The organism is Vibrio sp. MM46 (assembly GCF_027587135.1).
GTDB lineage: Bacteria > Pseudomonadota > Gammaproteobacteria > Enterobacterales > Vibrionaceae > Vibrio > Vibrio harveyi.
The window spans coordinates 81,525-94,449 of record NZ_JAPPTO010000010.1; the positions used below are offsets into that span (position 1 = coordinate 81,525).

Genomic DNA, 12,925 nt, shown 5'->3' on the forward strand with positions numbered 1-12,925 from the left:
CGTTTTAGGTGAGGCAAGGAGTGTGTCGCCTAGTCATTCTAAGCAAATACTCCTTAACAAAGCATAAAACGATTTTGCGGGGGCGCCTAGCCCGAACCCTTCGGGCAGCGTTTGTTGGTCATTTCTACTGCGTTATCGACTTCTCATGTAGACTAGCTACACAGCAAAGTCTCTGTCTTGTATAAATATCCAACAATTCGCTGCAAAAATCAGCTCGAAAGGTTAACAGACCCTAGATACAAGAATGATTTTGATTAAAAAGCCAAACTACCCAGTTTGGCTTTTTTATTGTCTTTTCTTTGGCTAAACCTCGTTATCAAGACCCTAGCTTAATAATCGAAGAGTACATCTGTTGCGGGTCTGACTGACGGCTGAATCGCGCTTGGAAGCTCTCTACGACATAATCAATAAAGGCTCGTAACTTTTGCGATTGCTCTTTGTGGTAAGGGTAAACGATATACAGCGCGTGTTTTTCCATCTGCCATTCAGGGGTAATCTCAACCAATTCACCTGAAGATAATTGAGGCTCAACAAAGAAGTCTGGCAACAACGCAACCCCGTGTCCGGCACATGCCGCTTGGGTAAGCGCAAGACCACTGTTGACGGTGTAAACGCTCGCAGGCAGATCAACTTCCAGTACCTCACTGCCATTTTGAAATGTCCAACGGCGAGACGTTGAAGAGAGGCTATAGCTAAGTAGGCGATGGTGTATAACGTCACGTGGAGATTGAAACGGCTGCGACTCTTCAAGGTATTGAGGGGAAGCGCAAAGTACACGACGAATATCCAGTAGTTTGCGCGAGCGTAGGCTAGAGTTACCCAATTCGCCTCCGCCACGAATGGCAATATCGACCCCTTGCTCAATCAAATCAATATGTTCATCACTCATCACCACTTCGATGGACAGTTCTGGATGCAGCTTCATAAATTCGCAGATGATGGGGTTTAGCTCTATCAACCCTAATGACATCGGCATGCTGATTTTTAGCGTGCCCTTTAATGTGTGGGAAGACTCAATCACTGAGCGATCGGCATTGTTGAGTGCATCGAGAACCTGACACACTTGCTGATAATAGAGCTGACCATTATCGGTAATGTGCAAATTGCGGGTAGTACGGTTAATCAAAGGGCTTTTCAAATAGCTCTCTAATTCATTGATGTTCTTACTGATGGCGGCTTTTGAGAGGTTTAAATCTTCTGCTGCCGCGACAAAGCTACCTAGCTCCACCACTCGACGAAATACGGTTAATGCTCTGATCTTATCCACGCATTAGTTTCCTCATGTTTTTATTGTTCACTGTTGGTGAACTATATAGCCACTATTATAGTGTTTATTCACTGTTGGGAGTTAATTAATATCACCTCATTCACTGAGTGCCCGACATAAGTAGGGGCAAACGTAATTAGGATTCCACTATGAAAAAGATCGTCGCATTTACTGGTAGCAACAACAGCCAATCAATCCACAGCCTATTGGTTCAAGCGCTGGCACACCAAGCTACACAAACAGAAGTAAACACCATTGACCTAAACGACTTTGAATTGCCAATGTACGGTTTGGACGTTGAAGGTCAGGGCATCCCAGAAAACGCACACAAACTGCGTGCAACGTTAAACGAATACGATGCGATCATCATTGCATCACCAGAGCACAACGGCTCAATGCCAGCATTCTTGAAAAATGCGATTGATTGGCTATCGCGTGTTGCACCTCAAGGTACGTCTTTCTTTGGTGACACCAAGAAACCGGTTCTGCTAGTGAGCACATCTCCGGGTGCAAACGGCGGCGCAACTAACATTAAAACCATGGCTGAGTTGATGCCTTGGTGGGGTGGCGATGTAAAAGGCACATACAGCCTAGGCGGCTTCTACGACAAGTTCCAAGATGGCAAATTTGATGCTGCGACCTCAGCGGAACTGAGTGAGCTAATGATGTCTTTCGAGAAGTCTCTGTAAGTTATCTATACTCGCATCAGTAGTGATTCATCAGGGTAGCTAATCAAGAAAGGTAGGTAAGGTATGGCGGTATTAGAACAAGGCGTTTGGTATCCAAACAAAGACGCAAGTGAGCTGACAGCAGAAGATCAATTCGCGTTACCAAGTCAGATCGAAGCAGATCGCTATCACTTGTACATGTCGTTGGCTTGTCCATTTGCCCATCGCCCTTACCTAGTGATCAAGTACCTTGGTTTGGATGCGCTCATTTCCATCTCTTCCGTTGCAGCAAAGCGTTACAACAATGGTTGGGAGTTTGATGATGCACATCCTGATCCTCTATACAATGCGGATAATCTAGCTGCGTTGTATGTGAAAGCGAAAAGCGATTACACCGGACGCGTGACAGTTCCTTTGCTGTGGGATAAGCAAAACCATGTAATTGTGGGTAATGATTCAGCCGCAATGGCAATGGACCTCGCTACGCGTTGGCTACCTTTGGCAAAACATCCGGTGGAGTTGGTACCAGCCACATTGCGTGAAGAGATTGAAAGCCTAAATCGATGGCTTCACAGCAATGTGAATGGCAAGGTGTATCAAGTCGGCTTTGCAACCTCGCAAGCGCAATATGACCAAGCGAGTGAAACCTTGTTTGATGCGCTAGAGCAGCTGGATAAGCGTTTGGGGCAGTCGCGCTACTTGCATGGTGAAGACGTTACCCTATCAGACTTGTTCTTGCTGCCAACATTAGTGCGCTTCGAGGCGGTGTATGAAGTGCACTTCAAAGCCAACAAAAAGCCCCTAAAGGCGCACCAAAACTTGTATCGTTACATGCTGGATTTGGTGGTCGATGAACGCATTCGCAGCACAATCGATATTGATTACATGAAGCTGCATTACTTCTTCTCGCACAAGCACATCAACCCAAATGGGATTGTGCCCGCAGGACCTGAGATTGAGTGGATCTAATTCGAATCTAATAAAGAAAGCCGGAGATTACCTCCGGCTTTGTTTTTATAGCTGCGCCGTAATTTCCTCTATCTCTTGCTGCCATTGCTTTTGCATCGCTGGTTTTTGATGTTTGGGCTTTCGTCCTAAATCGGCTTCCAGCAAGCTTTCCAGTTCCAGCAGTCTTTCCAGCATTTGCTCTTCGGATTGCTCATCAGACGCGGTGTTTGTTTCCATCGACATTACTTCATTGCAATGATGCGATATGGCTGATTTCGGTGCAGTATCAGTTACGCGTTGATACACATCTTCTGCGCTTAAATACTCCGTCAGTAAGCCATTTTCAATAAACCAGAATCGATTACAGCTTTGTTCTATCAGGCTTCGGTCGTGACTCACCAATAGGGCGGCACCTTCGAAGTTTTGCAAAGTTTCAATCAACTCCTCTTTGCCTTCCATATCCAAATGGTTGGTCGGTTCATCTAAAAACAACATGTGATAACGAGCGAGGGTTAAGCCCACAAACAGCAGCCTTGCTCGCTCTCCACCACTTAGACTGACGACTTTCTGTTCGTGTCTTGCGTACTCAAATCCTGCACCAATTAGCGAACGTTTTGCCTGTTCACTACTGATGCTGGCAAACGACTGCAACGCATCCGTGATGGATTGATGATCGTCGAGTTGCTTTAGGGATTGATCGTAGTAACCCAAGCGACAGCGATCGTGGAAAGTTACACTCTCATGTTCGTTGCTTAGGTCGGTTTGGATGGCATCATACTGACGATAAAGCAGGTTTAATAAAGTCGATTTACCGCAACCATTACTGCCTAGAACGGCAACCCGGTCGCCACTTTTGGCGCGCATTTCTGCCATATCAAACAAGTGATAATCACTGTCTGGTGGCGTTACCGAGAAAGGCAAAACCTCTAACAGTCGATTTGCTGGCATTGACTCACCTTGAAGTTGTAGCGCCCACGGTGTGCCTTCTGTCAGTTCGGTTTGTTCTTCCTCTAAACGTTCTTTGCGCGCAAACATCGTCTTGGCTTTTCGAGCAAGATCTTCGTTGTCGTAGACTTTGCCCCAAGTGGCTAAACGCTTGGCGCTTTTTTCGATTCGGTCGATCTCTTTCTGCTCGCTGGCATGGCGAAGTTGATCGGTTTCATCTTTCTCTTTCAATGCTTGTCTTGCTTGAGAACAAGGCAGAGAGAAATGATGCAGAGATCGATCTCGCATGACCCAAGTGGTGTTGGTGACGCGATCGAGTAAGGTTTGATCGTGAGATACCAAAACGAATGAGCCTTTCCAGTTTGATAGGAATTGCTCTAACCAAAGGAGCGATGGCAAGTCCAAGTGGTTGCTTGGTTCATCCAGAAGCAGTAAGTCAGGTTGATGGATAATCGCACGAGCAAGCAGGAGTCGCATTTGCTGACCTCCGCTGCAATTCTCAACCGGCATGTGTCGTTCTGTGTTTGAAAATCCGAGTTCATCCAATAAGAGTTCGGCGCGCCAAATCTCATCATCGGATAAGGATTCCGCTAACGCGTCCAATACGGAATGTGTGCTTAAAGACTCAGGTAAATGCTGCTCAACATAACGCATCAAACATGAACTGGCTTTGGCAACCGTGCCTTGGCTTGGTTCAAATTGACCGCTAAGCAGTTTGAGTAGGGAGCTTTTACCACAGCCGTTATGACCGATAAGACCAATTTTGTCGCCACGATGAATCGTAAACGTTAGATCTTTGAAGATTGGTGTTGCTGTGTGAGAAAGGGTTAGTGATTGTGCAGTTAAAAAAGTACTCATAGTGTTCTCAAGAATTTTGGGCGTAAGACGCCTTTGTCATAGCTGACAATAATTCTTCGAGCTTGAGGGAAAGTACTCGGGTGACGTGTTTTCGTCGAAAGGTAATTATTCGCTCAAGTCGAGATTATCGCAGCGCGAAATCTGAAACTCTTGAGCGGTCCTTCATGCCATAAAAACGTGGGTTGATTGAACACCACAAAGACATAAATTCCTCCTTAATTTCGTTGTAAGTGTTGCCACTTTTGGTTGATAGATGCGCTAGATTCTAACCCTAAAAGTGGCAATGTACAGATAGCTTGATGAAAAAATGATGAGAGGATCACCAAGGTATCACGTGCTTTTAGCGATATAAGCTGAACTTCTTGGTCAATTCTCGAAGAGTTTCAGTCTCGCCGAACAAACAAATACCCAAGTATTCTAATTCAGCTTCCGGCGTGTTTTTGGTGGTTTGTTGTTGAACTTCAGAGCCGCCTTCTACCATGGTGTGAGTAAAATCGGAGAAGGGGATGCCTTTATCGAGTGCTTCTTGGCGAAGTTTTCTGATTTTGTTGGAGTTATCCGCTCTCAAGACGATAAACGGATAGTGGGAGATGTTTGGATGAACATTGCCGTCGAGGTCGCTATAGTCGGTGTAGACTGCGTCTCCATCAGAAAGTTGATTGGCAAGGCTTACACTCAAGTGTCCTAATACGTTAACGGCACGTCCCACCTCGACTTTTTTACTGATTACGGCAACAAATCGTTTTTGGTTTTCGTCGGGAAGTTGATTCATGGAGGACCTCGTTTTTCTATTGATCTGGCTATTGTTTAACTGCCTCCATTGTATTTCCTCGCACGCGCAATTTTGTTTCTAACATTGCTGTCGAAAAGCCAAGTTTGCAATAAACGAATGATTTAATCGTTTTTCATGCAATAAGATTTCCCGAGTTTTCTAATAGACAAGGCACCAACGGACTGTCGGTGCCTTAGGTCGATGATGAACCAAGTTCTATTGTTTGTTTAGCTCAGCCGCGGTATCAACAAAGATGCCTTGGATGTCTTTCGCTTCACGCTCTGTTTGACCACCGTGTTTTAGGAACGCGTCGATGATCGCTGCGGTTTTTTGCTCTTTTGCGCGCTCTAAGAAGTAACGCAATTCTAGCTCTGCACCTGCGTCTTCATCTTTGATAGAGGTTGCGATGATCTCTTTGTACATTACGATGTCACGCACTTCTAGTTGGCTAATCACGCCCAATGTTGCCGCTAAGAACCCATCTAACTCTGCTTTAGGAACAAACTGAGTAATGATGTTTAATTGCTCTGCTTGTTGTGCCATAAAGTCGTTACCAAGTAGCAGTGCTTGAAGCGCTTTGTTTTTGCCCATGCGACGAGCGAATTGCACCGCACCTTGACCACCCGTTGGGATGTTGACGTGAATCTCTGGCTGAGCAAATGCTGCGTTTTCAGTGCCGTATGCCAAGTCACACGCCATCACAAACTCATTACCGCCGCCACGAGCCACACCATCAACAACAGCAACCGATACTTGTTTCATCGCTTTGATGTTGGCAATCATGTGGTTGAATTCAATTGATGCTGCCTGACCACCTTGTGTGCCGTTGATAACGTTCAAATCTAAATGCGCCAAGAAGAAAGACTCATGAAGTGATTTGAATACCACCACTTTTGTATCGCGGTCATCTTTAAGTGATAGTACAAACTCATTGATTTCATTAATCAAATCGATAGTCAGGACGTTCACCGGTGGGTTGTTGATTTCAACAGTAGCGATGCCGTTTTGTGTTGTGATTGATAGAGTTTTCATAGCTGTTTCCTCAACGTTAGTAAGATCAGCAGACCTCAGTAACGCGAATTTATTGGTTTGGTATTGAGGAGGTTTGTCTCTCTCCCGTTGTGTGCAGCTACTATAGATTTGTTATAAGATGAGAAAAATAAGCCAAATGGCACATAATTGGTGCTCTAATGGCAACAATGGTTTTTGGGTAGGGCGTTATGGATTTCTCTAGTCGTTTATTGCTGTTACTTGAAGTGGTCGAGCTTGGCTCGTTCACCAAGGTATCAGAACAGAAGAATGTGGATCGTTCGGTGATCTCAAAACAGATCAGCCGTTTGGAAGAGGAGCTGGGTGTTCGATTGCTCAACCGAACTACGCGCTCCTTATCATTGACGGCAGCAGGGAGTGAAATGGTCAACCAAGCCAAATCCCTTCGGTCACTTCTTAGTGATACTCACCGTTTGGCGCAGAATTATCACGAAGAGCCTCGCGGTGTCTTGCGCATTACCAGCTCGACCATGTTCGGGCGTCAATACGTTCAAGATGCGATTTCAGTGTTTCAACAACAATACCCAGATGTGGAGTTTGAACTGCGCTTAGAAGATCGCATGGTGGATATGGTGCAAGAGGGCTTTGATATTGGCTTCCGCATCGGACGACCTAAAAACTCGAGCTTGATTACCCGTAAGATTGCGCGAAGTCGTCTGTTGATTGTTGCTGCCCCAGCGTTTTTAGAAAAACATGGTGAGGTGAACAGTCTTGAGAAATTGGAATCTTTACCCGCCACTATTTACGCCGCCCCAGGTCTGTTATTCGATAAATTCGGCTATCAAGATGAGCAAGGTAAACAACAGCACTTTCAGCTTAATGTCGCTTATAAAGTGAATGATGTGGAAATGTTGGCAAGGAGCGCAGCAGGAGGAAATACACTTGCTGTGGTAACCGCACAAATGGTTCAAGACGAAATCAAACAAGGCAAGTTGGTGCCAATCATGACGCACTTGAACATTGATGATTTCGGCACCTTCTACGCCGTGTATCCGCACCGAGATGCACCAATCAAAACCAAGTTGTTTATCGATACACTCAAATCTATTGTGGGAGAAGAGACGCCCATTTGGGAGAAGAACATCCCAAACTTCGACAAGATGTATGGAAGAGGGAAGTAGAGCTATTAAGCGACTAGACTTCACCATATTAATCTAAACAAAAGAGGCTCGACGGAGCCTCTTTCACGTTGATTTTAAAGGCGAGTTTGAATCTAAACTAAAATGCGCTCAACTTGCTCAATAATAAACGCTTCTTCTAGTGCTTTACCTAACATCAACTGATGGTTTAGCAGTCCAAGTATTAGGGTATAAAGTGATTCTTTGTGTTGCGCTGAAACGTAGTTTTCTAGCATCGTCATGTACTTTTGATTCGCTAGTAACATGCATGGATCGGTAGCTACGTTTTCTTGCCCAATCACATCAATATAATCAGACACTAACTTCATCTCTTGGAAGAAACGCGGTGCCATCTGTTGGAAAATTAATACAAAGTTCTCTGCTTGTTGTTCAGGGCTAGCGCTTGTTGAGCTCGGTCTTCCTGCCAATATTTCTGCATCGAAGTTAACCATTGCCTCGGTAGCGGCTTTGAACAGTTCATCTTTACTTTTGTAGTAGTGATAGACCGCACTTTTACTCATGCCAAGCTGTTCACAAAGCTGTCTCATCCCAAGATTTTTGTAGCCAAATTCAAGAAATATACCTGTTGCTTTTAGCGCTATTTCTTCTCGTTTTTTATCGTGATCGACGATTTTAGGCATATTTTTCTCTTTTCGATGGTTAGCGTAATCACGGCAGTATATCACAAGATTCTTTTTTTAGACCAAGTGGGCAAGAAAGATCTTTACCTTGTGTTTGAATCGTACTAACTTAAAAAGACCAATTGGTCCAAATAAAGACGAAGGGACTCTTTGTCTTGTTCCTCTACCAAGAATAGGAAACATCGATATGAAAACGCAGCCTCGAATTTTAATCGTCGGTTCAACGGGTTATTTAGGATCGAATATTGTTGAATTTCTCATGGCGCAGCACGCCGAGTTTAAAGCGTTGGCGAGAAACAAAACCAAGCTCCTTGCGATGGGCTTACAAGAGTCGCAGGCAGTAGAAGCTCAGGTGACTCACCCCGATGAGCTAAAAGGAGTTTGCGAGGGTGTGGACGTTGTTATCTCATGCTTGGGCATTACTCGTCAGCAAGATGGATTAGGTTATTTGGATGTCGACTACCAAGCAAACTTGAACTTACTCGAAGAAGCAGAGCGAGCAGGTGTTGGTAAATTCATTTACATCTCTGCGTTCAATGCTCAGAAATATCCTCAAGTTCGTCTGCTAGAGGCGAAAGAGCGCTTTGCGAGTCGGCTTCTGCAATCAACAAAATTAACCCCTTGTGTGATTCGTCCGAATGGTTTTTTCTCTGATATTACCGAGGTGTATACCCAAGTAACCTCGAGATGCTAGGTTCAGCGAGAATGACTTGGTTTGTAGACGCGGCGACGATTTAAAGATCTAGTCACTCTAAATCAAGAATCGGCAACAAAGTATACAAGCCAAGGCAACTCGCCCTTCGGGAGCGTGTCATTGCCTCGATTTCTGCGTCAAACAACTTGGAAAGAGCTGGCTATTACGCGGTGTTGTTTTCCTTGAACTCGAATCAATGACAACGCTCTGAATCCTGCATCTTGAAGTCACTTGGGTATACAACATGGCGAAATCGGGTCGAGTGTTTACTTTTGGCGATGGTGAAAACTTGCTTAACCCCATTCACGGAAAAGATTTGGCGAGATTTTGTGTTGAGGCTATCGATAGCACTGAAACGGAGATTAACGTAGGCGGACCAAATGTGTTTTCAGTGAACCAAATTGCTCAGCTTGCATTCAAATCTCAGAATAAGCCGGAGAAAAATACGCATTTGCCGGATTTGTTGCGCAGAGCCGCACTCGAAATAGTAAGCCACCTACCAGAGAAGTGGGGCGGTCCTGCTGAGTTCTTCCTGACCATGTTAGGCGGTGACAATATCGCTCCGACTTATGGTCATCATCGACTGGAAGACTACTTTCGCAAGCTCTCTGAAGAAGACAACAGCTGAATCAATTCATCGATTTAAACAGGACTCCACCCAAGTACTCAACCATGACTTTGGTCAGAAAGGGGGAGGTCATGTGCTTCATTGTCGATAAAGTAAACAATATCTGAATCGTTAGCAGGGAGCACTTCATGAACCAACGCCAATTACAGCAGCAAGCATTTGACTTAAGTGGTCAAAACTTAATTGTCGGCAATGTGGATCAATGTCCATTACCACCAGAAATCTTGGCGTTTACGACAGCGAACTCAGAGTATGTTGTCGAAACGTTTGAAAGTGGTTTGACGGCGCAGGTATTTCATATTCGTGTCGGCGGACGAGACTATACGCTCAAGAAAAAACGCCCACAGCCGAAAGTGCAAAACCCTGATGGTCAGTACTCCTTTCTGAATGAAGTTCAACGCCGTCTTGATTTTCAAACTCAAAAAGACAATCCGAATTTAGCTGAGGATTTTAAACACATTGTTGAGACTGTTTATGCTGATTATCGTTTAGGAATCATTGTTTCAGATTGGATTGAGGGTTCGCCTATTCAAGCCCTAACTGAGGACTTACTAAGGCAGTTATTCTCGACTCTATTTGTCTGTGAGCGAAGTGGATTGTTTGAATGGGATTTGTGTTCAGGGAACTTGCTGGTGGATAAACAAGGTCAGCTAAAGTTGTTCGATTTTGGTTATATGTATCGGTTTGACCCGTTAAGAGAGTTCAGCAGCAATGGTATGCATGACCCTATGTTTGATGCTTGTGAGCGGTTTGAAACGCGCTTCTTCTCTGGTTGGTTATTGGAGCAAAATTATTCCCGAAAAGAGGCAGTGCAGCTATTCAAAAACGTGAAACAACAATGCTTTAAGATGCTTGAATACAAGCGGGACTGGTTAGTTCAAAACTATGCCGTGCCAGAAATCGTAGAGCGAGTGCAAACGTCGATGGAAAAGATACAAACAGCGCTAAAATCTGATGCTGAGTTGGAACATCTTTTTATGCTTGAGATGTTTCGTTCGCATGTGCTCGATATTGAAGATGATTTGGATGGTAAGAGTTGCACGCCAACCACAATTAAACGTGTGCAGTTTGTTTTAGATATGCTGCAGCAACATTATGATTTGTTGGTTGAAGGAGGTGCATTGTTTTATCAAAATGCCGCTAAGAGTAAAGCCGAACTGATTCAAACCTACCAAGAGAAACACGAATTGGTGCTGCAGTACCAGCTTTAGTTTTCGGCGTCGAGAAAACAAAAAAAGCACACGAGAGGTGTGCTTTTCCATGCAATTGTCTAGGCAGGTGCTACGTGGCATTACTTCGCTTGTTGCATCTCAATCAAGCCACCTGCGTTATGAAGGTTGGTAAATCCTTGCGATTGTAGGTACTGATACGCTTGCCCTGAGCGATTACCACTGCGGCAGTAGAGCACGATTTGCGTATCTTTATCGACATTAGCAAAGTGTTTATCCAACTCAGAAAGCGGAAAGTTAATCGCATTGTCCAAGTGACCATCGGCAAACTCTTGTGGTGTGCGCACATCGACAACCATTGCGCCTTGCTCAATCCATTGCCAACCCTGCTCTGCACGTTCAGAAGCCAATACCGATGGCGTGGTGAAAGCTAAGCTTAAACAAGTGAATACAATCGGTAGTAGTTTTTTCATTGAGTTCCTTTCCTCAAGGTCAATTACCCTAAACAGTATTGACGAGAATTATACGTGTGATTATCAAACTTCGATGTGGCGCCAGTCGAAATGTTGTAACTCAGCGTGTTATGACTTCAATCCTAACATGGCACCAAACACCACTAATCCAGCGCCACAAGCTTGGTTCAACCTGTATTTAACGCGCAGTAAGAAATTCTGTAATCGAGGTGAGGTAAACAAGATGGCAACCATAGAAAACCAAATCCCGTGCAGCGCAATCATGTAGACTCCGTAGCCTAAAGCTAGGTGCTGCGATTTTGTATACGGATCGATGACTTGGCTAAAGATGCTCAAGAAGAACAACATGGTTTTTGGGTTAAGCACATTGCACAAAAAGCCTTGGAAAAAGAACTGCCAAATGGAGATGCTTTCTTGTGTTTCCCCCTCTATCTTCTGTTGAGAATCAGCCCCAAAAATCCCTTTCAATCCGAGATAGATCAGATAAGCCGCACCTAGGTAGCGAATCAAGCTGAACAACCATTCGTTCTGTGAAATTAAGTAACTGATGCCAAGCAATGAATAGGTAATATGCACCGAAATCGCAAGACTAATGCCCACGGCACTCCAAATTCCCGCTTGTCTGCCCCTGTTGAGGCTGTTTCTAAGAACCAATACAAAATCGGCTCCGGGACTGATGACAATGAGTATGCCTAATAAGGCAAGGCTGAAAAGCTCCATGGTGTTTCCTGTTTCTTCGTTGTTATGAATGGGGCAATTGTAGGTCGAGAGTTCGGAGACTATAATCGAAACAAATTCTGCTAAGTGTGAGAAAAAGTCACAGATGAGGCATCTTAAATCTTTTCATGTTTTCCATGTCGCAGCATCGTCTGCGAGTTTTAGTGAAGCAGCAAACAAGCTCAATATTACGCATGGCGCAGTGAGTAAGCAGATCAAAGTGTTGGAAACCTATCTGGCTCAACCTCTGTTCTACAAACAGGGGCGCAATATGCTGCTCACTAAAGAGGGTGAGATGCTGAAAAGCTACACCGAGCAAGCATTCCAAGCGTTGGAAACTGGCATGAATAAGCTGGTACAGGAAAAGCATCAATACCTTGAAGTCTCTTGTGAGCCAACGTTAACCATGCGTTGGTTGATGCCGAGGCTTTCCGCGTTTAATGATGGTTGTGACGCAGATGTTCGTCTTTCGACTGCGGGAGGACCTGTAACACTTGGCTCGACGGGGCTTGCTATGGCGATTCGTCGAGATGACTTTGAGCCTTTGTATCACTACCCAAAAACCAAGTTAGTGGAAGAGTGGGTAGGTCCAGTGTTTTCACCAGACTACTGGCAGCAAGTGAAAAGTGATTTGAACTCCGTGAAGCTATTACACAGCCAAACCAGACCTGAAGCTTGGCAAGAATGGATGCAGCGCTCTGGTGAAGCGTCGATAAACGGAAAAACAGAACAGTCTTTTGCACACTTCTATTTCTGCATTCAAGCTGCAGTCGACGGTTTAGGTGCGGCGATGGGCTCTTATCCTTTGGTGATGGATGATCTCAAACGTGGCAACCTTGTCGCGCCATTTGGTTTTGTGCCGTCAGGGCATGATTATGTCTTATTGACTCAAGACAAAGCACGTTCTGAACTGGAACAAAAATTTGTCCATTGGCTGCAAAACCAAATGGCGGAGTGTGTGCCTTGCACCTAAGAAA

General features: G+C 44.8%; 13 protein-coding genes and 1 pseudogene. 7 read left to right on the plus strand and 7 right to left on the minus strand.

Translation table 11 applies throughout. The features are described from left to right. Positions 1 to 316: 316 nt before the first annotated feature. Positions 317 to 1,267 carry a LysR family transcriptional regulator gene (locus OH459_RS13055; protein WP_269987043.1) on the minus strand — a complete coding sequence of 317 codons (951 nt, stop codon included), beginning with the start codon at positions 1,265 to 1,267 and terminating at the stop codon, positions 317 to 319. Between the two features lie 149 nt (positions 1,268 to 1,416). Between OH459_RS13055 and OH459_RS13060 the strand changes: the two genes are divergently transcribed. Continuing rightward, entirely contained in the window at positions 1,417 to 1,956 is a 540-nt protein-coding gene (locus OH459_RS13060; RefSeq protein ID WP_050908226.1) for an NADPH-dependent FMN reductase, read from the plus strand. A gap of 63 nt (positions 1,957 to 2,019) precedes the next feature. Continuing rightward, entirely contained in the window at positions 2,020 to 2,904 is an 885-nt protein-coding gene (locus OH459_RS13065) for a glutathione S-transferase C-terminal domain-containing protein (protein ID WP_269987045.1), read from the plus strand. Positions 2,905 to 2,949: 45 nt separating this feature from the next. Here the strand turns inward: OH459_RS13065 and OH459_RS13070 are convergent, their stop codons facing one another. From OH459_RS13070 to OH459_RS13080, 3 genes are all read right to left on the minus strand, one after another. Further along, complete coding sequence (locus tag OH459_RS13070) at positions 2,950 to 4,686, minus strand: ABC-F family ATP-binding cassette domain-containing protein (RefSeq protein WP_269987047.1); 1,737 nt, start codon at positions 4,684 to 4,686, stop codon at positions 2,950 to 2,952. A 340-nt stretch (positions 4,687 to 5,026) separates the two neighbouring features. Continuing rightward, positions 5,027 to 5,458 carry a DUF2000 domain-containing protein gene (locus tag OH459_RS13075; RefSeq protein ID WP_269987049.1) on the minus strand — a complete coding sequence of 144 codons (432 nt, stop codon included), beginning with the start codon at positions 5,456 to 5,458 and terminating at the stop codon, positions 5,027 to 5,029. Between the two features lie 216 nt (positions 5,459 to 5,674). Continuing rightward, entirely contained in the window at positions 5,675 to 6,490 is an 816-nt protein-coding gene (locus OH459_RS13080) for an enoyl-CoA hydratase/isomerase family protein (RefSeq protein WP_269987051.1), read from the minus strand. A gap of 188 nt (positions 6,491 to 6,678) precedes the next feature. Between OH459_RS13080 and OH459_RS13085 the strand changes: the two genes are divergently transcribed. Beyond that, positions 6,679 to 7,629, plus strand: a complete 951-nt coding sequence (locus tag OH459_RS13085) for a LysR family transcriptional regulator (RefSeq protein WP_017818454.1) — start codon at positions 6,679 to 6,681, stop codon at positions 7,627 to 7,629. Positions 7,630 to 7,721: 92 nt separating this feature from the next. On the opposite strand, the gene OH459_RS13090 is transcribed toward OH459_RS13085, so the two are convergent. Beyond that, positions 7,722 to 8,267 carry a TetR/AcrR family transcriptional regulator gene (locus OH459_RS13090; protein WP_269987054.1) on the minus strand — a complete coding sequence of 182 codons (546 nt, stop codon included), beginning with the start codon at positions 8,265 to 8,267 and terminating at the stop codon, positions 7,722 to 7,724. Between the two features lie 187 nt (positions 8,268 to 8,454). Between OH459_RS13090 and OH459_RS13095 the strand changes: the two are divergent. The 3 genes and pseudogenes from OH459_RS13095 to OH459_RS13105 form a co-directional block, all read left to right on the plus strand. Further along, positions 8,455 to 8,937, plus strand: a pseudogene (locus OH459_RS13095) (NAD(P)H-binding protein); the annotation flags it as partial. A 268-nt stretch (positions 8,938 to 9,205) separates the two neighbouring features. After that, complete coding sequence (locus OH459_RS13100) at positions 9,206 to 9,589, plus strand: hypothetical protein (RefSeq protein ID WP_419800098.1); 384 nt, start codon at positions 9,206 to 9,208, stop codon at positions 9,587 to 9,589. Positions 9,590 to 9,717: 128 nt separating this feature from the next. Then, the gene (locus OH459_RS13105) at positions 9,718 to 10,800 is read left to right on the plus strand and encodes an AarF/UbiB family protein (protein ID WP_101959827.1); all 1,083 of its coding nucleotides are present in this window, start codon (positions 9,718 to 9,720) and stop codon (positions 10,798 to 10,800) included. Between the two features lie 80 nt (positions 10,801 to 10,880). Here the strand turns inward: OH459_RS13105 and OH459_RS13110 are convergent, their stop codons facing one another. Together OH459_RS13110 and OH459_RS13115 are read right to left on the minus strand one after the other, a co-directional pair. Beyond that, positions 10,881 to 11,231 (minus strand): rhodanese-like domain-containing protein, encoded by a 351-nt coding sequence (locus OH459_RS13110; protein ID WP_269987058.1) that lies wholly within the window; start codon positions 11,229 to 11,231, stop codon positions 10,881 to 10,883. Positions 11,232 to 11,339: 108 nt separating this feature from the next. After that, positions 11,340 to 11,951 carry a LysE family translocator gene (locus OH459_RS13115; protein ID WP_269987060.1) on the minus strand — a complete coding sequence of 204 codons (612 nt, stop codon included), beginning with the start codon at positions 11,949 to 11,951 and terminating at the stop codon, positions 11,340 to 11,342. Positions 11,952 to 12,054: 103 nt separating this feature from the next. On the opposite strand from OH459_RS13115, the gene OH459_RS13120 reads away from it, so the two are divergent. Further along, positions 12,055 to 12,921: a LysR family transcriptional regulator gene (locus tag OH459_RS13120; RefSeq protein WP_239211089.1), complete on the plus strand. Its 867-nt coding sequence runs from the start codon at positions 12,055 to 12,057 to the stop codon at positions 12,919 to 12,921. Positions 12,922 to 12,925 lie beyond the last annotated feature (4 nt).